The organism is Bradyrhizobium sp. Leo114 (assembly GCF_055229415.2).
In genome coordinates, this window is sequence record NZ_JBUYEN020000158.1 from 1 (window position 1) to 1,442 (window position 1,442).

A 1,442-nucleotide genomic window follows, 5' to 3' on the forward strand; every position below is an offset into this window, starting at 1 on the left:
CTATCTAATGCACACATCTTTGTTGCGAAGATCGGCGAAGACTGATTCCCTGGCGGGAGGCGGTCTTGTGGAGAGCGGTCGTATGTCGATGGAGGTGGGGCTGGGGCGATTTGGCGATCGTCGCCTGGAAAAAGGGGGGCCGCATTGCATGCGGCGCTCGTTCGACGGCCCGGTTCGTGCATTCGACGCCTTGCAGGGAGCCGAGCGCAGGAGGTCCGCTTCACGCGTTTTCTGCGCAATGATCGGGTGAGCGTCGCAGAGATGGCGAGCCATGCGGCTTCGCGCACGGCGGAACGTGTTGCCGGTCGCGAGATCATCGTGGTTCAGGATACCAGCGAACTGATCCTTGGCGGACGGCGCGCCAAAGCCAACGGTTATGGACCTGTCGGCAAAGGCGGCGGAACACGGGGCCTGCTTTTGCATGCGGCGCTCGCACTCGATGCCGGCACTGATGCGTTACTGGGTCTTGTTGATGCGCAGGTCTGGAATCGGGACAAGGGCAAGGTGACGCCCCGGCGATCGCGAGCAACAACAGACAAAGAGTCCCAGCGTTGGCTGTCCGCGACGGTTCAAGCCAGCGCGGCCTTATCGACCGCGCAAAGCATCACCGTGATCTCCGACCGGGAAAGCGACATCTACGAGCATTTCGCGCGACGTCCGGCGAATGTGGAGTTGCTTGTCAGGGCAAACTGGAATCGGAAGATCAAACTGAAGTCCGGAGCTTTTGCGAAGCAGTTTGCATTTGTTGATGGCTTGCCGGAAGCCGCCCGGTTCAGCGTGACGATTCCTGCGGCGCCGGGCCGCAAGGAGCGGATAGCCGAGCTTGCCTTGCGCTTCTCGCCGATCATGCCATGCCGGCCCCATCCCGGCCCTGCCCCAGATCTGCCCGACATGATCCGCCTGACCATGGTGGACGTTCGGGAGGTGTCATCGACCCATGACGGCGAGCCGATCCATTGGCGGCTTCTCACCACGCATGTCGTAAGAAGCCCGAAACAAGCACGTCGGATCGTCGACCTCTATCGCAGGCGTTGGACCATCGAGGAGTTCTTCCGCACGCTCAAATCCGCCGGTTTTGATATCGAGGAAGCCGACATTGGCGAACCCGAGGTCATGATCAAGTTCGTCGCCGCAGCTACCGTAGCGACGGTCACGATCATGCAACTGGTTCGCGCCCGTGACGGCACGACCGAGGAAGAACTAACCGAGGCCTTCGAGCCGGATGACCAGCCTGTGCTGGAAGCCCTGTCTTCTCAACTCGAGGGGGCCACTGCGAAGCAAAAGAACCCGCATCCAAAAGGCACTCTCGCCTTCGCTGCGTGGGTCATTGCTCGGCTTGGAGGATGGACCGCCTACTATGGAAAGCCTGGTCCAAAGGTGATGCGCCTGGGCCTCGAAGCCTTCCGTCGCATCAAATACGGCACCACTTTGAGGCTCAAAAA

At 60.7% G+C, this 1,442-nt stretch carries 2 protein-coding genes; both read left to right on the forward strand.

Going from position 1 to position 1,442, the window contains the following annotated elements; translation table 11 throughout:
- On the forward strand, positions 1-250 hold a 250-nt coding region (locus ACZIRK_RS45135), incomplete at its 5' end, for a hypothetical protein (protein ID WP_474419829.1).
- A gap of 11 nt (positions 251-261) precedes the next feature.
- On the forward strand, positions 262-1,442 hold a 1,181-nt coding region (locus ACZIRK_RS45140), incomplete at its 3' end, for an IS4 family transposase (protein WP_474419830.1).